Source organism: Aquitalea pelogenes (assembly GCF_041914625.1).
Taxonomy (GTDB): Bacteria; Pseudomonadota; Gammaproteobacteria; order Burkholderiales; family Chromobacteriaceae; genus Aquitalea; species Aquitalea pelogenes.
On sequence record NZ_JAYSDA010000005.1, the window covers coordinates 190,521 to 217,056 of the forward strand.

A 26,536-nucleotide genomic window follows, 5' to 3' on the forward strand; every position below is an offset into this window, starting at 1 on the left:
GCAACATCATCATGAGACAGCTCGATTTCTGTCCTCAGCCTTATCCCGATGAAACTCTATTCAGTCTAGTAAGCCGATACCATCGGTTGACAGGTTTCATGAGTTATCGAGATACAATTGAGCTGTTGTTCGGTACGCCAGCCCCTTTACTGCATTGTTCTTTTCCCCAGCACCTACATGTAGCGAGCACTGCATTATTCCCTGATAAGGGTATCTCCTTAGTCATAGATCAACTCACTATCTTTCCATACTTCCGCCCCTTCCTGTTTGCTTGGCAAGCTAATAAAGCCTCAGCCTATCTAACCGGGCGTCAGACTGGGGCCATTAAGACGCTGCTCGGCATGGTGGCCAGTCAAGTCGGTGCAGAAACTCTCTACCGGTATTGTCCTGTATGTCTTGGTGCTGACCGTCGGCAGTATGGTCAAGCATATTGGCACCGTTCTCACCAATTACCAGGAGTATGGGTCTGCCCACTTCATCACCTTCCTCTGTTTGAGGTCGACTCAACGTGGATGGCAGGATTGCCTCTACGACTTGTCTTACCTGATGAGACCGAGCCGCAGAACCACGCAGTCCCATTACCCGTGACGCTTTCCCAACGAGATTCACTTAGTCGTCTAGCAGAGCTGAGTGCACAGATACTGAATTCAAACCTGGGTGTTATACCACCACAAACTTGGCAGCGGCTTTACCTGCAGCGGGTCATCGACCTCGGACTGGCGCGGCCTACCGGACGTTTGCACTTGGCTGCGCTACATACCTATTTGATGCAAGCCATGATGCAATTCCCTACCCAACATGAATTCAGGGGATGCTTGGCGTTAGCAGGGGAGTTGCCTAGTTGGTTGCTGATGTTACTGCGTAAGCCACGACGATCGCTGCATCCACTCAAACACTTGTTGTTGGCTGAAGGCTTGGGCTTTAGTGGTGAGATGCTGCTGCAGTGGGTAGAGGCACCGAGAGCGAGCCGAATTGTGGAGCCTACATCATACCGTATTCAGAAGGACTGTCGGGAGAGTGATGCTCTGCTATGTCAGGTGCTAGCGAGGACTGGCGGGTCATTGCAGCAAGTGGCCAAGCTTACCGGCGTCAGTGTGACCACATTGCGGTTGGACGCTGTCAGGCTAGGTTTACCCGTTAAGTCCCGACCGAAAACCCTGAGCCCGCCTGTTATGAGTGCACTGGAGCAGGATTTTTTAGCTGGACTGTCATTGAGCGATATTGCAGTCAAAGAACAGTTATCACTGGTAAGCCTGTATCGTGTGCTAAGAATGCAACCACTGGTTGCTACTCAGTGGCGAGCACTAAGAGCAACTCGGGAGCGGGTCGAACGCCGTCAGCGGTTCTTGGATGATTTGCGTCACATGCCACTTCGACACAGCTCCGAGTATCAATGGCTCTATAAGCATGATCGTGACTGGCTCGGGCAGCAAGTCCTTGACTATGGAAAAGTTCCACGTCGAAGAATGGCCAGGGTCGATTGGGAACAACGTGACCGGTTGTTAGCCCAGCGTGTAGAAAAATGGTCTGAGGCAAGGAAATATCTGGGGGGACGGCCAATCAGAGTGACCTTGTCTTTGATTGGCAGAGAGCTTCACGTAGCGGCGCTGCTTGACCACTTTCTCGACAAGCTACCTCTGACTAGGGAGGCGATTGCCAGTGTGGTCGAAAGTCAGCAGCAGTTTCATTGTCGGCGACTCGTTTGGGCCCGTGACCAGTTGAGTGCAAAAGGAGTACCCGTAATCCGATGGCGTTTACTGCGCCAAGCTGGCATTCGTCCCACACTTTCTGCTGAGATTCAACAGTTCATCAAAGTGCTATGTCAGGAAAACGTATAAGCAAGATTTACCTACTGACGGCTTTGTTGCACAAATCAGGGCTTGCATCCGTCCGGTAGAATGACCGCATGTGCAAGTCCCTCCCAAGTGCCAAACCATCAACTGGCAGGCCTGAATCGCCCCGAGCTTGCTAGATCCATTTATGGCCATTTTCAATAGAGAAGTAGCCATTTCTCCAATGGATTATGGCCGTCGGCTTTGGCCGGCCTACTGACAAAGAGCGTCGGCATTTGCCTGTTCTTGTTGCACGTCTGGCCGGTAGCAACATTTCGGCTTAACTACCTACGGCAGGACGCTATCTAGCAGTCCTTCAAGGAGCTACGGATATGTGTCTACGAAACGCGAGCGATGCAAAAACCAGCTGAGTGACTTGATTCTCCTCGCGCACATCGACCAGCATTGCATTTTCTTGTCCAAATTTACGCTGAATGAGTATTCGCACGAATTCCGTTGCCAATTCCTATGCCAAAACCGCCATGACTTCGCATCTGAAAGCCATCACCATCGCGCATGCCAAATCCGCAGCGCGTTCGCATGACAATACGCCTTTGAGTCCGAGATTGCCTCAAAGGCGGCCAGCATGTTTTCTCGTCAAGCAGACAGCCATCATAGGCACGTCTAGTCAGCCTCGTATCCAGCCCCTTGCGATAGGACGCGCTAGCATGAGCCGGTACAGGCGTTCAACATGGTCAGTGACCAACGCACCCAGCACCTGCCAAAGCGGCTTTACAGCCATATAGGACACAGCCACCACTCCCACCGCGCCAGCCATATCCATCGGGAAATGCACGCCCAGAAACACTCGTGCCCAAGCCACACCCAGCCCGGTCAACAGTGTGACTACTGCCCATCCCAATGCACCGTCAAACAGCAGCGTCAATCCGATGCCGGCGAACACGGTCATGTGGTCACTCGGGAACGACGAGTCGGCAGCGTGCGGAATCCAGGTATGTCCGAGTCCGATCATGAAGGGCCGAGGATGGGTCCAGAGCAAGCCAATGCCCTGATTCACACCAAGTGCCAGCAGAGTGACGAGGCATGCCTTGATAGCCAGGTTGCGCCACCCATGGTTACCCCACAGCCACTGTCCGAATAGTAGTATCGGGATCAGATAGACCAAATAATCCGCCATACCGATGGCGGTCTGAATTAGCCAAGCCGGGGTATCGGCACCACCGTTAATTTGGAGAAATAACGTGCGGTTAAAAACTTCAAGATCGTTCATAAATCAACTTGTTCCAAATGTAGTATGTACACGTGTTCTGGCTCGACCGTCAGCGTGTCAGTGCTTGTGTCTGTGGTGTGAATCAGGGAAATGCGGGTGGGAATGCGTCAGCACCTCATGCCGATGCTGATGACGGTGTTTGGTGCCAGGCGCAACCGGATAGTCATGATCGTGCTGGTGATGCTCATCATGCACATGCTCGTGCTCATGTTCCAATGCTTCGTGCGTGTGTTCATGTTCGTGGCGTTCGGTGAGGTGCAGCCAGATGCCGAGTGCCATCAAACCACCGGCAAGCAACAACGGTAGTGTGATCGGCTCACCCATGGCCAATGCCAGTAGTGCACCGAAGAACGGCGCGACAGAGAAGTAGGCACCGGTACGGGCCGTACCGAGGTGGCGCAGTGCTACCACGAACAGTGCCAGGCTCACACCATAGGCAAGGAAGCCAACGACCATCGCGCCACCGAGGTTAGGCAGCGGCGGCAGAGAAGCCCCCAGCATTAAGGCCAGCAGCAGGTTAACCGAGCCAGCCGCCAGCCCTTTGACCGAAGCGATCCAGGTTGCATCCGTCAGGGAGACTTTGCGCGTCAGGTTGTTGTCGATACCCCAGGCGAAGCAAGCGCCAACGACAGCCAGTGCCGGCCACACGCCAGCGAAGCGCGCCTCTCCCGGCCAGCTCAGGATCAGAGCCCCTACTGCAATGGCCACCATTCCTAACGCAATGCGGTGGTCAAAGTTTTCCTTGAAGGCGAACCAAGCCAGCAGCGCCGTGAATACGCCCTCAGCATTGAGCAGCAGCGACGCCCCGGAGGCTGGCATCCCGGTCAGCCCCAGCATCAGTAACACCGGCCCGATGACACCGCCCGACACGATGGCCCCGATAAACCATGGGGCTTCCTGACGAGGCAAGCGGACAGCAGGTGCTCGCGTCAGGCGACGGTACAGCGTCAGGCCAAAGCCAGAGCCAAGGTAGAGCAGCCCGGCCAGCAGCCATGGGTTTACGTTGTGCAGTAGCAGCTTAGCAAATGGCGTCCCGGCGCCAAATAACAGCGCAGCGCCTAGCGCCGATGGCACGCCAGGCTGGCGTAGACCTTCTTTCCAACTCATGATGATCTCTCAGTTACTAGGTAGTTCCCCTGTTGTGGGGGAGTCCCGCCGAACGTGTGCCGTCTAGAGGTATTTGGTGATCTCTTTGAACTCGCGTAGGGTCTCGTCCGCACTTTGTTGGCCCTCAAGCACGACATGTTCCAGACAGTGCTCGATATGGTCATGCACCAGAATTTTCTTGGCGTTGGTGACAGCGCTTTCGACGGCCTGAAGCTGCTGGGCAATGTCCAGACAGCTGCGCCCCTCTTCGAGCATGCTAATGATGCTCTTGAGGTGACCATCGGCGCGCTTGAGACGTTTGATGATGTCGGGATGGGAGGTGTGTGTACTCATGGTTTAATATCCTATCCAGGGGGATAGGAAAAAACAAGGAAATCTAGATCTGGCAGCGAGACTTTCCTGGCGTCCGACATGACATGGCCCACGTGCAGCAGGTGGTGGAAGACGCTCTGCCATCGAGGCGAAATAGCACTTTCGGTTTCGGCGGTCCAGTGGACCTAGTTGGCTACATACATCTCGACCTGGTTGAGCGCCATTATTGGAGTTCTGAAGCCGACGACTACTACAAGGAAGGTATCGCCTTGGCCCAGTTGGCACCGGAGTCGATGGCTGCACAAACGGCCATTTATCTCGGCTATGCACCCTGGGTACCACGTTGGCCGGGCTGGCCTTCGTGCTCCCTTGGTTCTTTATGGTGCTGCTGGACTGGGCAAAACAGTGCTAAGCGGAGACGCATAATTGGCCGCCCAAGATGAGGCGTTTTTCTGCAATTAAATAAGGGAGACCTATACGGTCTCCCTTGCTGTTTATCTACCGTAACACTACTACTCGCGGTAGCTGATACCGTTCGGTCCGTCACCTACCTTGTAGCTGGTTACGACAACATGCTGCTGGCTGTCGATCACCGACATAGTGCTTGATTCGATATTGCTGACGAACACGTACTGGCCATCACTGCTGATCGCCACGCCATGGGCCCCTGGACCAGTCTGTACTTCGGCAATGGTTTTACCCACTTTCGGATCGACCACCGACACCCGATTGTCCGGTTGCTTGCTACTACCCTGGTCAGCCACGAATACCTGCCGGCCATCCGGCGTGGCGAATATCTGGATTGGCGTGCGGCCAACCTTGACTTTGCTGGTTAGCTTGCGCGTGGCGGTATCGATGAGACCAAGACTGTTTTCGGCACTCAGGGACACATAGGCCTGCTTGCCGTCCGGTGCAAACCCTACCTGCACAGGGGCAGTGCCCACGGCGATACGGCCAAGTTCGCGCTGGCTGACTGCATCCAGTACTGATACGTTATTGCTCTTCACGTTGGCCACATAAATAGTTCGCCCGTCCGGGCTCAGCCTCAGCCCGTGTGGGTATTTTCCAGTCTTTATGGACGCGACCTGTCGCTTGGCCGTCAGGTCGTAAACCTGTACCGCGTTATTACTTGCATCGGTCACATAGGCAATGTTACTGCTGGCATCGGTGATCACATGGCCCGGATGCCCGGCCACCGGTAGACGGAATACCGGCTTCGGACCTAGCGGTAAGTCGAAGACCAGCAAATCACCGCTGACCTGTCCTCGGTGGTGGCCGGCATGTTCGCTCATACCGACGGCCAGCAAGCGTTTACCATCCGGGGTGACTTGCACGTTGTGAGGAGCAATGTCCAGCGGCATGGTGGTGACCTGGCCAGTAGCCAGATCTACTTGACTGATCGAATTACCGCGTTCGTTGGCGGTAAACACCGTACCAGTTGGTGCTGCCATAGCGGCGATGGACAGTAGCGACAAAGTCGTCAGTAGGGAAGCAGAAATAACCCTTCGCATAAGGTAAATCCTCAATGATGATGTTGAGCATGGCCCCAGTTGGGGATGAAGGCGGGGGTGTTTTGTCGATAGGTTTCGTAACGCGTGCCGAACTGCGCTAGCATCTCTGCCTCCTCGTGCAAAGCGAGGCGGGAGTAAATCCAGACCAGAATCGGGAACATCAGCAGCGTCAGCAGAGTGGGCCACTGCAGCAGGAAGCCAAACATGATGATGACGAAGCCAGCATATTGCGGGTGCCGGATACAGGCATAGGGCCCCTCCGTCGCCAGCTGTTGCTGGCGCTGGGCGCGGTATAGCACATGCCAGGATGCCGACAGTAGCCAGAAGCCGGTAATGATCAGTACGATACTGAGTAGATGAAATGGCCCCCAGTGCGGATTTGCACGCCAGCCAAACATCATCTCCAGCAGATGGCCGTTGTCGTGGGCAAAGAAATCAATGTTGGGGTAGTGGCTGCCCAGCCAGCCGGACAATAGGTAGATCGTCAACGGGAAACCGTACATCTCAGTGAACAGCGCCACGATGAAGGCCGAGAACATGCCGAGCGAGCGCCAGTCCCGCGCACTTTTTGGCTTGGTGAAGCTGAAGGCAAAAATGATGAACACCATGGAGTTCACTATCACCAGTCCCCACAGGCCATATGCTGACATATCGTGATTCATGGCTCACTGCTCCCTTCGCGGCGGCTGCCCGCTGTCATTGCTGGTATCGTGATGGTGGTGCCCGTGGTGTCCGTGGTGTCCGTGATGCATGAACAGGTGCATCAATGGGCAGGCAAATAGCAGCAGATAAGGCAGTACGCCAAGGACATGGGCACGGTGTTCGCTGAACATCAGGAAGCCGGCAATCAGCACGAAGCCCAGAAACACCCAGTTACCACGGCGGCGGCGCTGTTCATCATGATGATCATGCATGGAGGTTCTCCTTGTGCTTACGCTCGCGCTGCTCTACCGCCAGCGCCTGATCGATATCCGCTTCGCTGCGCCGAGTCAGGTGAAAGCTCAGCCAGATCACGCCGAATGGGCAGGCGGCCAGCAGCAGCGCTAGTTCCAAGGTTGGCAGCGAGATGCCAAAGCGCCCCAGCGCCAGCCCGATGATGAGTAAGGCAATCAGCGCGCAGCTGATATAGGCGAGACGATTCATCAGGCACCGCCTTCCGCTTGCGTGCTGATGCGCACCCGCTTCAGCAAGGCCGAGTTGACGATGACGGAGAGCGAACTCAGCGCCATGGCTGCCGCCCCCAGGATGGGATTCATGAAGCCCAGCGCGGCAACCGGAATGCCGATGCTGTTGTAGATGAAGGCCCAGAACAGGTTCTGCTTGATCTTGTGCATGGTGGCGCGGGAGAGACGAATGGCGTTTTCCACATCACGCACATCGTTGCGGATCAGAATGATGCCACCGGTTTCCTTGGCCACGTCCGAGCCGGAGCCAATGGCGATGCCGATATCGGCGGTAGCCAGTGCCGGCGCGTCGTTGACACCATCGCCCACCATGGCCACCACCTCGCCCTCCTGCTGCAGGTTACGGATCACGGCGGCCTTGTCTTCCGGCATCACCTCGGCGATTACCCGCTCGATGCCCAACTGGCGCGCAATGGCACTGGCCGTGCGTTGGTTGTCACCGCTAAGCATCACCACCTTGATGTGCTGTTGCTTGAGCAGGGAGATGGCTTCGCTGGCTTCTGGCTTGAGCGTATCGGCCACCGCGATGAGGCCGATCAGCTTGTCGCCATAGCCCACCAGCATGGCGGTCTTGCCGTTCTGCTCCAGACTCCGCATGGTGTCATCCGCCGCCGCGGTGGCAATGCCCTGCTGGGCCAGCAGCCGCCGGTTGCCCAGCCATACCGGCAAGCCATTGACCTCACCGCGAATACCCAGCCCCGCCAGGCCGGTGATGGCACTGGCCGCCGGCAAAGTCAGCTGCCTATGGTTGGCCGCACGCACAATGGCTTCGCCCAGCGGGTGCTCGGAGCCGGATTCCACCGCTGCGGCCAGGCTCAACACTTCCAGCTCAGTGTGCGCATCAAACGGCACGATGTCGGTCACTGTCGGCTCACCACGCGTGAGGGTGCCGGTTTTGTCGAACACCACACAGCTGAGCTTCTCCGCCCGCTCCAGTACTTCGCCGCCACGGATCAGCATGCCGCTGTCCGCCCCTCGGCCTACCCCCACCATCAGCGCCGCCGGCGTGGCGATACCCAGCGCGCATGGGCAGGAGATGATCAGCACGGCAATGAAGGCCAGCAGCCCCTGCGGGAAATTGCCGGCCAACCACCAGCCGAGGAACGCCAGCACCGCCACGCCAACAACTGCTGGCACAAAGTAGCGGGTGACCTCGTCGGCCAGACGCTGGATGTGCGCAGTGCTGGTCTGAGCCTCCTCCACCATTCGGATGATCTGCGCCAGCGCGGTATCCGCCCCGATGCGGGTGGCCCGGAAACTGAATACCCCAGCGCGATTGAGGGTGCCTCCAATCACCGTCTTGCCCGCTTGTTTCTCCACTGGCATCGATTCACCGGTCAGCATGGACTCATCCACCGTGGATTGCCCGGAGATGACTTCGCCATCGGTGGCGATCTTCTCGCCGGGCTTCACCACCACGGTTTCACCCACCATGATGTTGCCTGCAGGCACCTCCACCTCCTGGCCATCCCGCAGTACGTGGGCGGTGGCAGGCTTGAGGTCCAGCAAGCGGCGTACGGCGGCGGAAGACTTTTTCTTGATGATTTCCTCCATGTAGCGCCCCAGCAGTACGAAGGCGATGATCACGGCGGAAACTTCGAAGTAGACATCGCGTTCGGCCACTTTCACCGGTAGCACGTCGGGAAAGAACATCACCGCCACGCTGTAGAAGTACGCCACCGAGGTACCCAGCGCGATCAGGAAATCCATGTTGATATTGCCGGTATGCAGCGTATTCCAGGCCCCCCGGTAAAAGCTCCAGCCGCCGATGAACTGCACCGGTGTCACCAAGATGAACAGCCACATACCCCAGGTAAACCATGGCAGATTCGGGATGGGTGCCCAAGTCAGCAACGTGGCGCCAGTTGCCAGCCCGAGAAAGGCACCGGCCCGAAGGATGGCCAGCGCCAGCACCCCGGTCATGGCCACGGTGACACGGGTTTTCATCGACTTAAGTTCGTTTTCCGGCGACTCGAAGGTGCGCAGGCAAGTTTCGCTGCAAAAGTAATAGCTGCGGCCGCCACGTTCGCTCTTCAGCGCGGTGGCCTTGTTGACTACCATGCCGCAAATCGGGTCCTTGGCCTTGTCGCCAAGCGCTGCGACTTCAGCCACTGCCGCGTGCTGGTGATGATGCTTGTGCAGAACAGCAACCATCTTTGCCCCTGGCGCCTGCGCATAGCGCTGGGGGTCAGCCATAAACACCTGCTGACAATGCGCAGAACAAAACCAGTAGTTCTGCCCTGCATAGCGATATTTAGCCTCAGCGGTATCGCTGTCGATGTTCATGTTGCAGACGGGGTCTTTGACGCTAGCCATGGTTCACTCCTTATCTGGCTTCATGCAGCGCAACAAGTTATGGCAGCAGCGATCCAGACTATGGCTGCGCCAGCTATACAGCGTGCCGGTAATAAAACTTCATACCACCAGCACCGTCATCGGCATGGAGAAATCGGCCAAGGCTGATAGCCATCTACGTGATGGCCACCGCCCTGGTATTCGCAACCGAGTGACTTACTGCATGGGCATCATGCCACCCTGCTGCCCCATCATTTGCTGCATGATGTCCATCATCTTCATGCGCTGATTCACCATTGTTTTGATATCAACCTTGCCAGCGTCCATGTTCTGGCATGGCATCTTGCCGTTGGCCATCATGTCCTTGTCCATTACCTGCATCATCGCCATGCCTGACTGCATGGCCTTCATCTGCTCTGTCATGGCTTGCTGGCGTTCTTCTGGTGTCTTGGCCGCCATCATCTTGTCGTGTGCGGCCTGCAGCTGCTGCATCTGTACCTGCAGGCCGGTTGGCGTGGCTTTGACAGAGCTGTCGGCCGACCAAGCCGTCGTTGTAACTAATGCCATTAGTAAAGCAAGAGACACCGCTTTCATGCGTTTCATGATTTCAATCCTCATTCAAAATGGAAGTCTGCCGTATGGCAGAGACGTGACGACACCCTGCGAGGCGTACCTCACAGTGAGAAACCGACGGGAAATACTAGTTATTGAAGCGCTGGAACAGCAGATGCGGACGTGGCGGACTGCCACCAGTGAGCAGAGGCGGAAGATCAATACGGAAACGGGCGGACAGGTCGGTCCACAGACAAGCGAACAGGCCCCATAGCGTGAGACCCAACAATAGACATGGCAGCAGAATCACGCCCACACCGAGCTTGACGATCGGCGCCGACAGATTCTGACAAAGTTTGCCGCAAAGCCGATCATGAGATGATCCATGCAGACCATCTTGCATTTGCGAGGCGTGTGGCGGGCTACTCTGAGCAAGCGCAGGTATGACCTCCCCAAGACTACCATCTTGGATACCACAGCCAGCCAGCACGCTGAACGCAAATACAACAATCCACACCGCCAGCATTAGGCGGCATAGTCGTTGAATTCGAGTCAGGAAGAAACGCATGCTGGCAGGCTCCTTAGCCAATCACTTTCACTATAGACAACGCGCTATCAAATTAAATTGACAGACATCAACACTATTCAGCACGTGGCCGACAGCCGATTCACCTCATTCTGCCGGCGTCTTATTTCCTTGGACCACCGACTTTTTATCCAAGACAGCGCGGAGATAATGGCAGCATCGCTCCATCGGCTCCCCCCGATTCAGCAAAAAAGTAGATCGTAATTCGACCACAGAATCATTTTGCCAACTGAATATTGGTTACCAGCATGGTGCCGTCTTCGTGACTCAAGGTGAAATGCACCTTGTCACCCGCCTTGAACTTGCTCAGTAAGGCTTTGTCCTTGACCGGATACGTCATGGTCATGCCCGGCATTTCTGCATCCTGCATGCCATGTTTGATGGCAATCTTGCCGACAGTAAGGTCTACTTTGCGAACCTCACCATCCACCGCCATCGGCATCGCGGCACTGGCATTCATTATGGTCTGAGCCATACTCACTACCGGTGTCAGCGATGCCAGACCAATGATGAAAGCCAACAACAAGCTACGAACGTTCTTCATCTATTTATCCTCTACTGGTAACAACTTTGTAGACCTTGCCCAGGCGGTCGCCCAGGCAAGGCATAACGCAAAATAACGAGCCATCAATGTGATGCAGGCATCACTCTCAAACCACTTTCAGCTGCCCCATCATGCCGGCAACCTCATGTTCCAGGATGTGGCAATGGAACATGCGAATACCCGGCCAATGCTGGACTGTCTTGATTCGCACGGTTTCACCCGAGCGCAGGTTGACGGTATCCCGCCAAGCCAGGAAAGGTTCTGGTGTCACCACTCCATCCACTTCACGAGACTGCACCTGGAACTGGGTACCATGTAGGTGGAACGGGTGATCCATATCAGACTGGTTGACGATTTCCCATAGCTCGACCTCGTTCACCCGGCTGACCAGGTCGATACGGTTCATGTCGTATTGTTTGCCATTCACTAGGAACTGCATGGCATGCTGGCCGTTTTCCATGGTCATCTGCTCGGAGAACACTACCTGTTTGCGGGCAAGCGGCGTACCCAGGTCGGGCATCGTGGCCAGCGGCACAGGTAATGCGGCCAACTTGCTGCCGGTCACGGCGGAGAAATCCACATCCAGAATGGCAAGCGCCTTTTCAGGTGCAACCTTCCCCATCTTGCCGCGATCGTAAATGGCACCGGTCAGTATGGCGGTGTCGCGTCGGCGACCAGCATCCACCACCAGCTCAGCCCGTTGCCCCGGCGCCAACAGGTATTCGCTCAAGCCATGAACCGGCTTTTCAATCAGGCCACCATCTGTCCCCACCAACGTGAACTCGCTACCAGGCAGCTGCAGCCGCAAGTAACGCGCACTGCAGGCGTTCCACACCCGCCAGCGTTCCCGGCCTTGCGCGGAGAAACGCAGCCGCGGCCGCTGCTGCGCATTCACCAGGACAAATTGCCCCTCACGCCCATTCATCCAGTCGTTGCTGTCGTTTAGAGCAATCTGACCTGATTGGTCGAGCTTCAGATCGGACAAGATCAAATGTCGCTCGGTCAGACCGGCCAGTGGATCGTGCTTGGCGCGGACAATGAATCCGCCAGCGAGGCCACGGAACGCCTGTTCGGCAGTAAATTCATGCGGGTGTGGGTGATACCAATAGGTGCCTGCACAGCCCTCTGGCAGAGTGAAACGGTAAGTGTGCTGCTGCCCTGGCAGAATCGGTTGCTGCGGGTTGCCGTCCTGCTCCGGCGGCACCGGCAAACCATGCCAGTGAATCGTTGTGGGCTGCGACAGGCGATTGATCAGCGTAATTTCTACCGTATCGCCTTCCGTTACCTCGATCAGCGGGCCGGGCAGTGTGTTGTTATAGGCCCAGAACTCGGTTGGCCCAGACTTCAATAGTGGCACCTTCACCGGAGCTGCTGTCAGCGTAGCGCGGAACATACCGGCCTCGATACTTTGGTTGGCCAGTTTGGGCATGGCGGCCAAGTCAGCACCTGACGGTAGCAGCGCCGGGTTCAGCAGTGTCATACCGGCGGGTGCCAGCGGCATGGCGTTCGACATGGCTGCTGCCAGGGTGTTAAGCGAAAAGCTGCCGGCGCCAGCCAACAGCATACCTTGCAGAAAAGTGCGTCTTTGCATGCTACTGCTCCTTACTGGTTCATCGGCATCGACAACATCGATGACTGCTGATCCATCATCTTCATCATCATGTCCATCATCGGCTCGTCACCTTGCATCATGCTCATGCTGTCAGTGCAACTACTGGTACTTCTTCCACGCTGCAGGCAGCTGTCCATGCGCATATTTTTCATCATTGCCATACCATCTTTCATCGTCTGCATGGCCGCTTGCATCGCAGCCTGACGCTCTTCCGGTGTCTTGGCAGACAACATTCTGACCTGTGCTGCCTGCATCTTTTTCATCTGTGCATCCAGCACCTTGTTAGCCCTGACCTTACGAGGGGTAGTCGCCGGCTTGGTTGACGCAGTCGGTGCCGAAGCGTCGGGATGATGGGCCTCGTTGGCGATTACATTGCTTGCAGCAACGGCCAAGGCCGCAGCAAAAAGGGATTTCAGCAGAGTAGTCATGGTGGTATCCAATTCAACTGACCGCGCGCACCGCCACCTTAATGAGGATTGGCCGCAGCGCGCGACATGTTTCAATAAGCGTGAGGTAAAGCTGCAGGGCTATCGGCTAGAAGTTGCCGTACAGCGAGCTGGGCTGCGGGCTGTGCGCCATGCTGTAAACAGCTAGGCTACCGGGTTTCTCCGGGCCCATGCCTGGGCTATTGGCGGGCATGCCAGGCACCGACAGCCCCACCAGCCGGGACTTGCTGGTGAGCAGTTTGCCGATGGCGGCCACTGGCACATGGCCTTCTATGCTGTAGCCAGCGATGCGGGCAGTATGGCAGCTTTCCAATCCCGGGGCCACCCCCAGCTGCTGCTTGAGTTGCGGCATGTCGTTGCGGTTGATCGTGGTTACCTGGACGCCGTTCTGTTTCAGATAAGCGATATACGCCTCGCAGCAACCGCAAGCGGGGCTCTTGTAAACGGTGGCAGAAATGGCGGCCAATGCCGGAGTAGTGGTTGCGGCCAGTAGGCCGATAACCAGCAGGGTACGAAGTACAGGCATGATTGCCTCCTTCTTGATGGAGTTCGACTCAGAGCAAGCTGCTGCGCAAAGCGCGGCAGGTGCGATAACAGAGGGTCAAACCAGCAAGGGAGGACGATGCGGAGGGGTAATGACGATGCCGGCAAGCTTGGCCGGTTGATATGGCACGAGTGAACCGGATTCCTGAATTGCGGAAACGGTTAAAGCCTCATGGCCAAGAAGTGAGGGAGTACACAGCGGGGTGCAACCCTGTGAACTACAAAGCAGGCCATGATGTTCTCCCATGGCCATCTTGTCGGCAGGCTTGGAAGCCTTACCCTCATGGCAGGCACTCTTGTGCATGGCCATGCAATCTGTCGCTTGCACCGTATTACCCAGCATGATCGCGTCTACATCTGCCGCCAGCACATTGAGTGCGGGTAGCATCAGCAGGATCATCAGGAAAAATCGGTAGAGCGTCTTCATCGCCGCTATGGTAGCACCATTCTGAAGTCATCAAGCACGTTGGCGACGGAATGCGGCAATCGATTTGATCTAAATCACGATAAGTGAGCCATCTCGTTCTGAATGCGAGATAGGGAAGACTGTAGTCGAGCATGTTAAAGTTACCCTAAAATGTGACGTTGTAATATTTTGTGTGCACTACACGATGATCACTACATAGTCGGTGGGTAAGCTACACGGTGTGTGAGTCCAGAGGCATGGCGTACAGTGCGGGCTATGTGCTCGGCAACGCCGAAGCCTCAACTTCAAGTGTGTCATGAGTGCTGACGGTTAGATGCAATGACTGCCGGTTGAGAAGCAGGCAAGGGCAAAAGGTAAACGCAGGAGCTGATTTCGGCGTACGGAATAACGGAGTCTCAAACATAGGAAGGGCAAGCATGGCAGCAGCACCACTGGATGGCGTACTGAATCAGGCACAGCGAGAAAGCCTCGAAATTGTAGATTTCATTTTCCATATTATTGTGCCGGATGCCGACGAGGGAGGCGAGGTTGTCTTTCTCGATGAGGTGCAATTGGAAGCCAAGCAGAAGGCGTTCTTCCTAGACCGGTTGCGCGAAATCGCCGAAGGCACCCAATATGTGTTCAAGCAGGACGCAGTAAACCTGAAGGAGAAGTGTGAACAGCTGACCGGAGAACCGGGCAGATTCGTTGAGCTTTCCCGTCACATTACCACTGATTTTTCTGGGCGCCACAAAGGGCATATGTCAGCGGGCGTGTTCATCGTGTCTGTCGTGAAATACTTGCACTCTGCACATAACTGGCAGCAGTTGGTGTTCCTGGTGAAGATGGACAAGCAGCCCACATTTACCTATAGCTATGAAGAAAAAAATGGCCGACGCATTGCCGTAGTCAGTGAGGTACCAAACTCCCTAAATGAGAACAAAGGTGCGGTACAGAAAAGTGCGCTGATTGACGCCTCTGGGCAGTTCGCTTGGGATGTACTGGCCTTTGATCGGGTGAGGAAGCCCGGATTGAGTGACTACTTCCGTGGTTTTCTTGGGGTGACCGAGCGTCAGCAGGAGTCCGTACTGACGAGGGCGGCTCACGCTGAGGTAAGGAAATGGGCGAAGAAACTGCCGGCGGACAAGCTTCCGCCTGGCGAAGATCTGAACACCTTTCTTGGCCGGTCGCTCAACTATCTGAATGACCACGACACCTTTGACACAGATGACTACTTGAACGCGGTGGTTCGCGACGAGGATGCTGACCGTAAGGCCGAACTTATACAGTCTCTGCGTGATGCACTTGCCGAAGCGGGGGTGGCCGGACAACAATTCAGGCCGCAACCCGGCTCCCTGCGTGATAGTGATCGTAGACAGGTCTACAAGACGCTCGAAGGGGTAACCATCTCTTTCGAAGGCACCCAAGAAGCAGTGGGCATGAACATTGAGCAGTTGGACGCAGGGCGCGTCCGCATAACCATTGAAACCAATCGTCTGGACCCCAAAGGCTAGGAGCGTATGACCGCTACCGCGGATCTACTGAACGCAATTGATGAACTGCACACGCATGCAGCACGGTTCATCGATGAGAGCTTTCGTCTGATTGTTGAAGGAGAAACGCTCGGCGGGGCCGTGAACGCGGGCATCCGGAGGGTCGCCGACTTGGCGACTGAGCTAGGTATTGGGGCACCAACACTGCTTATCTCTGGTGAGTCTGCCGACGCGGCCGATTTGGCGGGAACCATCTACGATGGCGAACCGTGGCGGCTGATCCTTGGCAAAGCGCAACTCGCCGAATGTATGCGCGCGCGAGACGACGAAACCACGCTGTTGTTTTTCACGGTGGAGGGGTTTCACCAGTGGCTCGCCCGCACTGACCCGTTTTTGTATCCGATGGGGAACGAGCCTGACCTAGCCGAGCCAACGACGGTTCGCGTCCATGGGTTACTGGAAGGGTTTGGCGGACCATTGCTGTGGGTATTACCGCCCGAAGGAGATGTGCCGGCAGTGGTGGCCGCCAAGTTACCCGATCTGTCGGAGGTGCATGGGCTGATTCATATCAATGCGGTCAAGCCCCTCCGTGTATGCCCAGATGCCTATGCGTTGACCTGGGGAAATCTCCCCGCCGCCGAAGCGGAACCCTTAATCAGATTGAGCGCGTGTGTGTTGTCGGCATGCCTGGTTCAGGAACTACGGCGTGTAGACGATCGATACGAAGTTACGCTTCGCGGGACCAAGCGACTCTCGCTGCCATTGTTCGATGACGGACAGACAGTCACGTGTGAGACGCTACACGGACTGATTGAGGCGGTTCGTTGGGTGTATGAGGAGCGGCCTGAAACGCGGCTGCGACTGGTCATGGATCGGCTTTCGATCGATATCGAGCCCGGCCAGTCTTTGCTGTCGGGAGCGGAAAAATACCTGGCTGCTGCTCTGCAGCAGGCGCGTGACAGCTATGCGTTCGTGATCCTTGAACGCAAGGACGCCTATCACAAGGAAGTCCGCGAGCTGATGAAGGACATGAAGTCGCAGGCCGACTTGTACGCGGCAAAGGTGCGGGATTTAGTTAATTCCCTTACCCGTGACGTGCTAGGGATTTTGGTGTTCATCGGCTTTTCATTTATTGGCAAATTCGATCAGAAAAACCTACAGGCTCTGCTGAAGAGTGCGGAACTCGCGCTACTGGTCAAGGTGCTGGCAGGTTATCTTGTGTTGTCCTTCATTCTTCAACTCAGTTCACAGTGGCGCGATGCCAAACTTGCCTTTGACGAGAGCAAGACGTGGCTTGATGTACTCCAGCATTACTCTTCTCAAGCTGACAAACGGGATAGATTCCTTGAGCCGATCGGCAAGCGGAGACAGACCCTTTTCGTGGCGATGTGGATCACCGCCGCCATCTATGGGGCCTTGGCTCTAGCAACTTGGAATCTTCCCTTCATCGTTGAACTGCTACTCGCGCAGTAATGCCACGTGCATTAAACCGCATAATGCCTCTTCCCGTGACGCTTCGCTGACAATAGCAGAGTGTATTAATCGTCCCTAGTTTACTAGATACATTTGTGGCGATTTCCAATGGGAAAGTGGCCATTTTCATCGGTCGGTTGGTCGTCTGCTTTTTAGGCCGATGAGCCGCCGTAAACACGGTGGACATCATTGGCCAAGCTAGTTATGGCGGACATAGTGGTTAGATGCTACAAGCGCCTATTCTTAGGCGACCTCTGCCTATTTATCTCGCTCTCTTCAAGGATTGGGTGAGTATCGCTTACCACGATAAGCGGCTTGCCAACACTAAAGTGTGGGTTTGGCTGTTAAAACGAGGTTGGTTGGCGTTTTCTTGATCGGCTTGCCCAGTTATGGGGTTTCCGAGGTTCGGGATTGAGGATGAAGTCCAGATATGACTTAGGTTCCATCTGTACTTGGCTTATATGGCGTCGCCCGCCGTTGATCTGAAGGTCCGGGCGCTGGGGGCCAGGCCAGTTATGTGGAATTCCCGATCTGAGAAGAAAACTTGGGATATCGATTGACTGCAGGGCGAGTGTCTCGCAATGCCACTCACAATAGTCGACGATATCATTCACCCAATGGAAAGATACCCCGGAGACTGAGGCGATATTTGCAGTTGAGATCATTTCCCCCAAGGCTTGTAGTTCGTCGATGGCCCACAGGATGCGTCGTGCTCGAAAGTGCCAGAGAGACTCTGTATGGTAGTCGATGCGCTCAAAGGTCAAAGGGAAACGTTCTCGATCACCATAAAAAGTCCTTAGCCGTTTCTCAATACATCCCATTAGTCGGCCAATTGTTAATCGTAGCGGCTTACCCGAGTTATTGGCGAAATAGGTTCTGGAAAAATTGTCGACCTTGGCAGCGAATCGCTCATCATCAGCTGCGGGGCCGATGGTTTTGGTGGATGTTGCAGTTTGAGGTTGAAGAACATGCTTTTGCAGCCAAGTTAGGTCATTGTCGTAAAGCCAAGACATAGACTTGAAGGACTGCTTCCAGAGAGCTTGGATGGTGGTGGTTGGGCGCCGCTGTTTTGCTTTGAGTACTTTGCTGCGATGGAATTCTTTTTGCTGGAGACTGATCTCAGTATCTTTACTTGCCCCATTTGCCCCTTGGAGTTCTGACGACGGTTCGCCCTTCATCTTTTTGCCACCGTTACGTAGCTGGTGCGAGAGCTGTTCCACTCCCCCGAACAAGTACAGGCTAAGGAGGATATGGCGTGTGATTGGTGTGTCCAAGGCGGATTGGTAGGACGTCAGCCGTAACCAGTTCTTCCGCCGTGCCGAGGCATATGCTGCATCGACCTCTTTTATGAATGGCTCCCCGTAGTGGTCAATGATGGCATCCTGAAGCTGCTCAACTGCAACCATGCTTCCTCTAGTGAAGTCTAGCTGGATGGCTCTCTCCTTATAGGTTGTGAAAAGGTGCTGTGGTGGAATGGGAGGCAAGTTCCCGATTAAAAGGTCATGAGCAAAAAGAGCATACTCATGTGCGATGCTGTCTTGACCGGAGGGTAGGGAGGCCACGTTTGGTTGCCAGGCACAACGGCATGGCTGCCATGGGATACCCAAGAGTTTTTTTGAAAGAAGGAATGGGCAGCCGCATACCGGGCAGCTATCCAGCAGGGGAGTCCGATGTTTCCAACAGATGGAGACTCCAGGAATTTGATGAGAGCGGTGCCAATATGGGACGCCATACGCGCGTTGATCATCCCGGACACATTCGAGGCAGAGGTGTGCTTCACCATGCATACCAACTACTCTACGGGGGATATGGCTGACCACTTCGGACGGATCAACGGTCAAGTTCGTGGATACTCTTGTTGGGGCAAGATATGGAAGGAATAGAGGCAACAAGGTGTTCTCAAGCAGTAACTTTTTCAGCTCGTCTCTTTGTTCTCCTGGTAGCTTGGTGGCAAGGACTTCAATGCCTAGGGGGACGATCTGTTCGAGAGGAAAGGGCGGTTTGCCGAACAGCTCGTCGAATGTGACGGGGATTGTCTTGTTACCGGAAAGTAGGTGGTATCTTGAAACACGTGAGAGTAGGGTCTCATCAGGCAACGAGCTAGGAAAGAAGGGGAGTTGGTGATTCATTCATCGTGCAGGTAGAGTTGTTTGTGTCAAATTGTATTGTTGTACGTTTGACTCGTCTACTTGTTATGATTAATCGTTGTGTCAAAATATGTGGCCTAAACAACAATGTTAAATTGACATGTAACTTATTGATGATAAAGAATTTGTTGTGTCAAAATATATTGTTGTTTAACACTAGAGCAAATAAAGTCTGTCGGAGTCTGATCAAGTAAAAGGGGCCATTGGCCCCTTTTCTTTTTGCATAGCAGATTTGCCGAGATGGCCGCAGCGGCTTTGCAAGCTGGTGTGCTTGCGTTCCAGACAGTCATGAGCTGTATCAACACGATTGCTTGTTTCCAAGTACGACAATGGTCACCAATGCGGACATAAGAGCTGGGGAGATTCAGGATCTACCACGGTGGTAGATCTGAATGGCTTTGATAATCGTTATTCTTTTGGAATAATTCTTGACTGATATCGCACCATGATATAAAAAACATTGTCATTTAATGAAATGTTATTAGTACTCTCATCTTGGGTAAGTTAAATCAACATAGTTCTTAAAGTGATGCAGTGTATGCAGAACTGGTCAACTCTGACTGCTATGTGAGTGGAAGGTGTTGGTCTGATTGCATATTTAAATGTCATTAATTATGCACTTGGTGCATCTTGTCATGATTAAATGCTTTTTGACTATGAGCGAGTTGCTGTTGCGTGTGAAGTAGTTTGATTTGACTCAGCACTGGATGTTGTTGGGTCCGCATTACCAAATGTTTTTACCTCTATGGTGCTAGCCGGGTGTTGATCGTTGTATCGCGTACTCGGAAGCAATAGACGCTATCTCCAGAAGGTAGTCATTTGCTTCCATGTCCTCGTTGCATGACGAAGAGCTATCGATGGCGGCTGTGGTCCCTTTGCTTCAAGTAAGTTCGTTTATCACACTAATTAAGGAGTACCAGGGTGAACAGCGCCTATCGCACGGTATGGAATGACAGTCGCGGTTGTTATGTCGTGGTGGCAGAGACTGCGCGCAGCCGACGCAAGGGTGGTTCATCCTGCCGTAGTCTGGTGACGCTGTCTCTGGTATTGGCTTCCGCATTGTCCGAGGCGGCTCCTGTCGGGGGGAATGTTTCGGCAGGCAGTGCGTCAATTGCCGCATCCGGCAGTACCACAACGATTAACCAGAATACTGCCCGCGCTATCATCGACTGGTCCTCGTTTTCGATTGCGGGCAACGAAGCCGTCCGCTTCAACAACGGCTCGGGTGCAACGCTTAACCGCGTAGCGGCAGGAGCTCCGTCCTCGCTTATCGATGGTTTGCTGACAAGTTCAGGCAGCGTATACCTTATTAATTCGTCTGGGGTCATCATTGGTCGCAATGGTGAAGTCCGGGTGGGCGGCAGCTTTGTTGCTTCAACTCAGGATCTGTCCAACAACAATTTCATGGCTGGTGGTCCGCTGGCTTTCAGTGGCAATTCCAATGCCGCGGTGACCAATCTGGGCAAGATTGGTGCTTCCGGCGGCGATGTGGTGTTGATTGCGGCCCAGGTGGCCAATCAAGGCAATATTCAGGCGGATAATGGTCGGGTTGGCTTGCTGGGTGGTTATCAGGTACTGGTGAAAGACCAGGCCGATCAGGATGGACGCTTTGTCATCGGACTTGGTGGCACTTCCACCTCGGTGACCAATGCAGGGCTGCTCCAGGCGACTGCGGCGGAGCTTCGAACCGAGAATGGGAATGTGTATGCGCTTGCGGGTAATACTCAAGGCCTGATTCGTGCCACCGAAGTAAGTGGTCAGGGTGGGCAGATCTGGTTGTCTGCGCCAGGTGGCACGGTTCAGGTAGCCAGTGGAGCGACGCTGGATGCATCTGCTGCTGGTGCAGGTAGTGCGGGTGGCTCGATAAGCGTACAGGCTGCAGCGGATCACAATGGTAGTAACGGCGTGATTTCGCTGGATGGCACAATGACTGCGTCGTCGAGTAGTGGTGCGGCTGGCAGCATCACGGTTTCTGGACGGCAGGTTATCGAGTCTGGTGTCATGCATGCTGACGGCACCAGTGGTGGCAATGTCACTGTGCAAGCGGCTGGTTTGTTACAGTCCGGCACGATCAGTGCGGATGGTCTTGAGGGGCAGGGTGGAGTAGTCGCTTTGTCAACCCAGGACAGTCTGATTCAGACCGCGTCGGCAAAAACCTCGGCCAATAGCACCAACGGGGTGGCAGGCACCGTGCAGCTGGCAAGCACGGCGAACGTGTTTAGCTCCGGTAAAGTGACTGCCAGCGGTCAGCGCGGCGGCACGATTTCTGCACTTGGCCAGCGGGTAGCGCTTGCCGCCGCTGATTTTGAAGCGAATGGTGTGCAGGGCGGGGGCCACATCAATATCGGTGGCGGGCTGCATGGCAGTGGTTCACAAACGGCGGATACCACCGTCGTCAATGCGTCAACCACCCTGGCCGCTAATGCCACCAGTGCTGGTGATGGCGGGCAGGTTGTGGTCTGGTCAAATACGAAGACCACCTTCTTGGGATCCGTGACCGCACAGGCTGGCAAGCAAGGTAATGGTGGCCTGATTGAAGTGTCGAGTGGCGACCGGCTGGTCTATGGCGGTGTCGCCAATGCAAGCGCTACCGCAGGAACCGCGGGCAAACTGCTGCTGGATCCGAAGAACATTACCATTAGCGCCAGCGCCGGGGATGTTGCCAGTGCCAATCTGATCGATCCGAATGCCGGTTCCGGCTCCGGTTTCGGTACGGCTGCGGTGCAACTGAGCAATGGCAGCTACGTGGTGACCAAACCCAGCGACACGGTAGCCGGCAATAGCGGTGCCGGGTCGGTATATTTTTATAACGGCACTACGGGCGCGCTGATGTCGGCGTTGCAGGGGTCGCATGCCAATGACCAAGTTGGTAGTGGCGGCTTGTTGTTCCTTAATTATCAGAATTGGTACAACAACTATTACATCGGTACTGCTCTGGTCAACGATACCACCAAGCCATTCTTGATCCTTAGCCCGAGCTGGAGTGGCGGTGCGGGTGCCATTTCCTGGGTAGGTGCGAATGGCAGCCTGACCGGCATGGTGTCGTCCAGCAACAGCTTGGTGGGCACTAAGCCGACCGATGCGATTGGCAGCACCGTCAACTTGCTACCCAACAATAATTACGTTTCCATCGCGCCGCAGTGGGATACCGGGAAGGGGGCGGTGACGCTTGGTAGCTCTGCCAGTGGCGTCTCGGGTGTTGTTTCATCATCCAATAGCCTGGTTGGCTCCAATGGAACAATTGCCGCAGATAACAACTTGGGTGGTGATCAGGTTGGCTATGGTGGCATCACCATTCTGAGCAACGGCAATTTTGTGGTGGATAGCCCGTATTGGAACCAGAACGCGGGTGCGGTAACGCTGATTGATAAAAGTGCGGGGCTGACTGGTGCGGTCAGCGCTTCCAATAGCCTGGTAGGTAATGCGGGAACCTTGTATTCCGCTACATGTACCATTTACTGTTATAACGGTACCAATAGCGGTACCAGCTATGGTTATTACAACGGTGACAGTGTTGGCAGCAGTGTGATTGCGCTGTCCAACGGCTACTACGCTGTGGTTTCGTCTGCCTGGGGGCATGGGCGTGGTGCGGTGACCATTGGCAACGGTAGTAGCGGGGTGACTGGTATCGTCAGTGCCGCCAATAGTCTGGTGGGGACAACCCAAGGCATTGGTGACAGCGGTGGCGGCACCTACTACACCTCCAACTATGGTTACCGTGCTTACTATGGCGGCGATGCGGTTGGCTCTGGCGGGGTAACTGATCTGGGTAACGGCAATGTCGTGGTGTCCAGTACCAACTGGAGCAGCAACACTGGTGCGGTTACCTTCATGTCGCTGACCTCACCCTTGACGGGCGCGGTATCGTCCAGCAATTCGCTGGTGGGTAGCACGGCAGGCTCGGCTACTGGTTACGATGCCACCTACCACCAGAACTCCATCAGCGGTGGAGACCAGGTCGGTAGCGTCACCAAGCTTAATAATAGTAATTATGTGGTGACTGCGACTGCCTGGAATGGCCATCAAGGTGCAGTCACCTTCGGTTCGGGAACGACTGGCATAAGCGGTGCGGTATCGTCATCCAATAGCCTGGTGGGTAGCAGCAGCGGCGACAATGTGGGGTCTGGTGGTGTGGTCAGTCTGAGCGACAACGACTATGTTGTGCTCAGCCCGGTGTGGAACAGTTATCGTGGCGCGGTGACCCGTGGCAGTGGCAGCACGGGCGTGACAGGCAGCATCAGTTCCAGCAACAGTATTGTCGGTACCACGGCGATACTGGGTGGCAACAATCCATACAATCTTGGCGGCGACCAAGTTGGTAGTGGTGGCATCGTCAATCTGAGCAATGGTGATTGGGTCGTGCTCAGCCCCAACTGGGCCCAGCAGAAAGGTGCCGTCACGCTGATGACGGCATCGCAGACCACATCCGGCAATGTGAGTGCCAGCAATAGTCTGGTCGGCTCCACTGCCTCTACTCAATTCAACGGTCTGGTCAGTGGTAGCCAGGTCGGTCTGTTCGGCGGCGACCAGGTCGGTTCTGGCGGCATTCTGACCCTGTCCAATAATGGCGGCAGCAATTACCTGGTCTTGAGTCCGTTGTGGGGAGGCAACAAGGGGGCGATCTCCTTTATCAATCCCTCATCGGCAACGGTAGGGGCGGTGTCCTCGGCCAATAGTCTGGTTGGCCAATATTCAGGCACCATCAATACCTATAACTACGCTGGTTTCGTTTATAAGCAGTATGAGAACGGCGACGCGATTGGTACTGGCGGCTCTGCCAATTATTTCTACAAGAGCGACCAGAATCTGTGGATGAACAATGTCGTCGTACAGGCCAATAACGACTATGTCGTGTTCAGCCCTTTGTGGAACAACAACCGTGGTGCCGTCTCCTTCGGCAACGGTAGCACCGGTACGACAGGGGTAGTTGGTTCAAGCAACAGCCTGGTCGGTTCAACGGCTGGTTCCTTGTCAAACTATGCCCAAGACAATGGTACGTTTTCGATTTCGACGACGGGCGGCGACCAGGTTGGTTATGGTGGCATGCAGTACCTCAGCGGTAACAATTACCTGATTTTCAGCTCCCAATGGAACAGCAAGGCCGGTGCGGTCACCTATGTCAGTCAAGGTGGCTCGGTGACTGGGACTGTATCAGCCAGTAACAGCCTGATCGGTGGCAGCGCTGATGATCAGGTAGGCAGTGGCGGTGTTACGCTCCTGTCCGGCGGTGATTATGTGATTTCCAGTCCGAACTGGAACGGCGGTCTTGGTGCGGCAACCTGGAGCAATTCTACCGGTGCAATCACCGGCACCGTCAGCAACGGCAACAGCCTGAGCGGTGTAGCCGCCAACTACAGCCAGACGGTATCGGCGCTCAACAGCGCCAAGCAATTCATGGTGGCGCGACCGGGTGATGGCAGCGGCACGGTGACGCTGGCGTTTACTGACCCCACCCTGTTCACGTACGGATTCATGTCTGGGCTCGACGTTACCATTGCGCCCAGCCTGATTTTGCAAACCCTTAACAGCGGTACTTCGGTCACGCTGCAGGCCAATAACGACATCACCGTCAATAGCGCGATTTCTGCCAATGCAGGCTCCACGGCGGGGCTGACCCTGGATGCAGGCCGCAGCATAGCGGTCAATGCAGCTATCGACACCGGCAATGGTGATTTGACACTGACTGCAAACGACACCGCTTCCCATAACGTGGTCAATGCAGATCGCGATAGTGGTGCGGCATCCATCTCGGTCGCATCCGGTGCCAACCTGTCAGCAGGCAGCGGCATGGTGAACATTACGCTTGATAATGGAGCTGGTAACACCAACAGCACGGCCGGTAATATCACTTTGGCCAGCAGTATCGATGCTGGCAGTATCTCGGTGAAAAACCTCGGAACCCAGAACGGATCGATTACCTTGTCGAGCGGCGCTGCACTGACTGCTAGCGCAAGCAACGGCACGATTACGCTGCAAACCGGCGGTAACTTCATCAATAACGCGGGGGCAAGTGCGCTATCTGTTCCCAATGGCACTTGGCTGGTGTATTCGGCTGGCCCGAGCGGGGATACTTTCGGCAATCTGGACAGTAATAACACGGCGGTGTGGAATACCGCAGCAGGTGCATCGGTGAGTGCCAGCGGCAATCGTTACGTTTTTGCCTATCAGCCGCATTTGACGGTCACCAGTACTAACGACAGCAAGACATATGGCGTTGATGCCTCTTCTGCTATCCAGTCTGACTACACCATTACCGGTTTGCAGCCTGCGGTAAGTGGCGCCTATCTGGCCGACACTGCCGCCATGGTGTACAGCGGTGCGCCTAGCATGTCATCAAGTGGTGCCGGTGTGGCTGCCACCGTGGCTGGTGGCCCCTATACCATTAGCGGTGCTGCAGGAACGCTAACTGTTGGCAACGGTTACGGTGCAACCACATTCACCAATAGCGGCCAATTGACAGTGAACCCGGCGACCTTGATCATCACCGCCAGCGATCAAACCGCCACCTATGGGACGCCATATACGCTGTCGACTGCGCTAAACACCGGCTACACGCAAACCGGTCTGGTCAACAGTGATGCCATTACCGGTCTGACTGAAACGATACCAGGCAATTTGACGGCAACCACTGCGTCTACTGCAGTGGGGCAATACACGATCACCCCGTCGGCGGCTACAGGGACCGGACTGAGTAATTACACCATCCAGTACCACACCGGTACCCTCAACCTGCAACCTGCAGTACTTTACACCTCGCTGAACTACTCAGTCGCCGATGCCTTCTCGACCTATGGCACGCTGGCAACTCTGGGAAGCGCTACCTTGAGTGGCATCCTCAATAACGATCAGGTGTTTGGTACCGTGGGCGCCTTTACCCAAGGTGGTGCCAGTGTGACTCTGGCCGCCAATACAGCTGCGGGTAGCTATGTAGAGAAAGTCACCGGTCTTACCGGTTCGGGGGCATCCAACTATGTGCTTGCCGCCAGCGGCAATACCAATGGTACGCTGACCATTCAACCACTGGCCGTCACCCTGACCGGCAGTCAGACCTATAACGGCAGCACCATCGCGCAGGGCAGCAATCTGTCGATTGGCAATCTGGTTGGCAGCGACAGCGTCACCGTGGGCGGTACCGCCACCCTGTCCAGCACCCATGTTGGCAACCGCAGCTTGTCAGGTTTCAACGGCCTGACACTCAACAACTCCAACTACACCCTGAGCGGTGCGTCGGGCAGCATGACGATCAACCCGCTGGCCGTCAC

At 55.2% G+C, this 26,536-nt stretch carries 21 protein-coding genes and 1 pseudogene; 5 read left to right on the forward strand and 17 right to left on the reverse strand.

The features are described 5' to 3' along the window. Positions 1–11 precede the first annotated feature (11 nt). Positions 12–1,838: a TnsD family Tn7-like transposition protein gene (locus ACE3SE_RS06380; protein WP_374554264.1), complete on the forward strand. Its 1,827-nt coding sequence runs from the start codon at positions 12–14 to the stop codon at positions 1,836–1,838. A 622-nt stretch (positions 1,839–2,460) separates the two neighbouring features. Here the strand turns inward: ACE3SE_RS06380 and ACE3SE_RS06385 are convergent. The 3 genes from ACE3SE_RS06385 to ACE3SE_RS06395 form a co-directional block, all read right to left on the reverse strand. Further along, on the reverse strand, positions 2,461–3,063 hold the full coding sequence (locus ACE3SE_RS06385) for a phosphatase PAP2 family protein (RefSeq protein ID WP_374554265.1): 603 nt from the start codon (positions 3,061–3,063) through the stop codon (positions 2,461–2,463). Positions 3,064–3,120: 57 nt separating this feature from the next. Continuing rightward, a complete protein-coding gene (locus ACE3SE_RS06390) occupies positions 3,121–4,170 on the reverse strand; it encodes a DMT family transporter (RefSeq protein WP_374554266.1) in 1,050 nt (349 codons plus the stop codon). Between the two features lie 63 nt (positions 4,171–4,233). After that, positions 4,234–4,503 carry a metal-sensing transcriptional repressor gene (locus ACE3SE_RS06395; RefSeq protein ID WP_374554267.1) on the reverse strand — a complete coding sequence of 90 codons (270 nt, stop codon included), beginning with the start codon at positions 4,501–4,503 and terminating at the stop codon, positions 4,234–4,236. Between the two features lie 83 nt (positions 4,504–4,586). Between ACE3SE_RS06395 and ACE3SE_RS06400 the strand changes: the two genes are divergently transcribed. After that, positions 4,587–4,925, forward strand: coding sequence for a chromate transporter (locus tag ACE3SE_RS06400; protein WP_374554268.1), 339 nt, complete (start codon positions 4,587–4,589; stop codon positions 4,923–4,925). A gap of 69 nt (positions 4,926–4,994) precedes the next feature. On the opposite strand, the gene ACE3SE_RS06405 is transcribed toward ACE3SE_RS06400, so the two are convergent. The 13 genes and pseudogenes from ACE3SE_RS06405 to ACE3SE_RS06465 all read right to left on the reverse strand — a co-directional run bounded on the left by ACE3SE_RS06405 (position 4,995) and on the right by ACE3SE_RS06465 (position 14,182). Beyond that, the gene (locus ACE3SE_RS06405) at positions 4,995–5,993 is read right to left on the reverse strand and encodes a YVTN family beta-propeller repeat protein (RefSeq protein WP_374554269.1); all 999 of its coding nucleotides are present in this window, start codon (positions 5,991–5,993) and stop codon (positions 4,995–4,997) included. A gap of 11 nt (positions 5,994–6,004) precedes the next feature. Next, complete coding sequence (locus ACE3SE_RS06410) at positions 6,005–6,655, reverse strand: methyltransferase family protein (RefSeq protein WP_374554270.1); 651 nt, start codon at positions 6,653–6,655, stop codon at positions 6,005–6,007. Positions 6,656–6,658: 3 nt separating this feature from the next. Further along, the gene (locus ACE3SE_RS06415; RefSeq protein WP_374554271.1) at positions 6,659–6,907 is read right to left on the reverse strand and encodes a DUF2933 domain-containing protein; all 249 of its coding nucleotides are present in this window, start codon (positions 6,905–6,907) and stop codon (positions 6,659–6,661) included. Next, positions 6,900–7,136, reverse strand: coding sequence for a hypothetical protein (locus ACE3SE_RS06420; RefSeq protein WP_374554272.1), 237 nt, complete (start codon positions 7,134–7,136; stop codon positions 6,900–6,902). The genes ACE3SE_RS06415 and ACE3SE_RS06420 overlap by 8 nt, the downstream gene beginning before the upstream one ends. After that, a complete protein-coding gene (locus ACE3SE_RS06425) occupies positions 7,136–9,331 on the reverse strand; it encodes a heavy metal translocating P-type ATPase (RefSeq protein ID WP_374554284.1) in 2,196 nt (731 codons plus the stop codon). The genes ACE3SE_RS06420 and ACE3SE_RS06425 overlap by 1 nt, the downstream gene beginning before the upstream one ends. 72 nt (positions 9,332–9,403) lie before the next feature. Next, positions 9,404–9,493: pseudogene (locus ACE3SE_RS06430) on the reverse strand (hypothetical protein); the annotation flags it as partial. Between the two features lie 195 nt (positions 9,494–9,688). Then, positions 9,689–10,075 (reverse strand): hypothetical protein, encoded by a 387-nt coding sequence (locus ACE3SE_RS06435; protein WP_374554273.1) that lies wholly within the window; start codon positions 10,073–10,075, stop codon positions 9,689–9,691. 97 nt (positions 10,076–10,172) lie between these two features. Then, a complete protein-coding gene (locus ACE3SE_RS06440; RefSeq protein ID WP_374554274.1) occupies positions 10,173–10,592 on the reverse strand; it encodes a hypothetical protein in 420 nt (139 codons plus the stop codon). A gap of 235 nt (positions 10,593–10,827) precedes the next feature. Beyond that, positions 10,828–11,154, reverse strand: coding sequence for a copper-binding protein (locus tag ACE3SE_RS06445; protein ID WP_374554275.1), 327 nt, complete (start codon positions 11,152–11,154; stop codon positions 10,828–10,830). A 106-nt stretch (positions 11,155–11,260) separates the two neighbouring features. Further along, positions 11,261–12,718 carry a multicopper oxidase family protein gene (locus ACE3SE_RS06450; RefSeq protein WP_374554285.1) on the reverse strand — a complete coding sequence of 486 codons (1,458 nt, stop codon included), beginning with the start codon at positions 12,716–12,718 and terminating at the stop codon, positions 11,261–11,263. A 38-nt stretch (positions 12,719–12,756) separates the two neighbouring features. Further along, positions 12,757–13,194: a hypothetical protein gene (locus tag ACE3SE_RS06455; RefSeq protein ID WP_374554276.1), complete on the reverse strand. Its 438-nt coding sequence runs from the start codon at positions 13,192–13,194 to the stop codon at positions 12,757–12,759. Between the two features lie 106 nt (positions 13,195–13,300). Then, on the reverse strand, positions 13,301–13,738 hold the full coding sequence (locus tag ACE3SE_RS06460) for a DUF411 domain-containing protein (RefSeq protein ID WP_374554277.1): 438 nt from the start codon (positions 13,736–13,738) through the stop codon (positions 13,301–13,303). 75 nt (positions 13,739–13,813) lie between these two features. Continuing rightward, positions 13,814–14,182 (reverse strand): hypothetical protein, encoded by a 369-nt coding sequence (locus ACE3SE_RS06465; protein WP_374554278.1) that lies wholly within the window; start codon positions 14,180–14,182, stop codon positions 13,814–13,816. Positions 14,183–14,598: 416 nt separating this feature from the next. Here ACE3SE_RS06465 and ACE3SE_RS06470 point away from each other — a divergent pair, with 416 nt between their 5' ends. Together ACE3SE_RS06470 and ACE3SE_RS06475 are read left to right on the forward strand one after the other, a co-directional pair. Next, on the forward strand, positions 14,599–15,675 hold the full coding sequence (locus tag ACE3SE_RS06470; protein WP_374554279.1) for a nucleoid-associated protein: 1,077 nt from the start codon (positions 14,599–14,601) through the stop codon (positions 15,673–15,675). A 6-nt stretch (positions 15,676–15,681) separates the two neighbouring features. After that, complete coding sequence (locus ACE3SE_RS06475) at positions 15,682–17,127, forward strand: hypothetical protein (protein ID WP_374554280.1); 1,446 nt, start codon at positions 15,682–15,684, stop codon at positions 17,125–17,127. A 344-nt stretch (positions 17,128–17,471) separates the two neighbouring features. Here ACE3SE_RS06475 and ACE3SE_RS06480 read toward each other — a convergent pair whose 3' ends face one another. After that, entirely contained in the window at positions 17,472–19,256 is a 1,785-nt protein-coding gene (locus ACE3SE_RS06480; protein WP_374554281.1) for a TniQ family protein, read from the reverse strand. A gap of 939 nt (positions 19,257–20,195) precedes the next feature. Here ACE3SE_RS06480 and ACE3SE_RS06485 point away from each other — a divergent pair. Beyond that, the coding region (locus ACE3SE_RS06485; RefSeq protein ID WP_374554282.1) for a two-partner secretion domain-containing protein at positions 20,196–26,536 on the forward strand (6,341 nt) is incomplete at its 3' end.